The organism is Cupriavidus sp. GW821-FHT02F09, from assembly GCF_059421605.1.
The window spans coordinates 60,044-60,332 of record NZ_JBWKVH010000014.1 but is presented as its reverse complement, the minus strand read 5'-3'; the positions used below and the strand labels follow the sequence as shown (position 1 = coordinate 60,332).

Below are 289 nucleotides of genomic sequence, written 5' to 3'. Positions count from 1 at the left end.
GCGGTTCTTCGTCCGGCAACAATGGTTCGTCCAGCGGTAGCTCCGGCGGCAACACGATCGATGGCGCGGGCTCATCGAGCGGCAGTCGCTCGTCGGGTAGCGGCTCTTCGTCCGGCAGCGGTGGCTCTTCCAGCGGTAGCTCCGGCGGCAACACGAGCGATGGCACTGGCTCCTCGAGCGGCAGCGGCTCGTCGGGTAGTGGTTCTTCGTCTGGCAACAATGGTTCGTCCAGCGGTAGCTCCGGCGGCAACACGATCGATGGCGCGGGCTCATCGAGCGGCAGTCGCTC

Annotated in this window: 1 protein-coding gene; it reads right to left on the bottom strand. The window is 66.8% G+C overall.

Going from position 1 to position 289, the window contains the following annotated elements; all coding sequences use genetic code 11:
* A partial coding sequence (locus AC07XB_RS17640; RefSeq protein ID WP_494752798.1) for a hypothetical protein occupies positions 1 to 289 on the bottom strand: 289 nt, incomplete at both ends.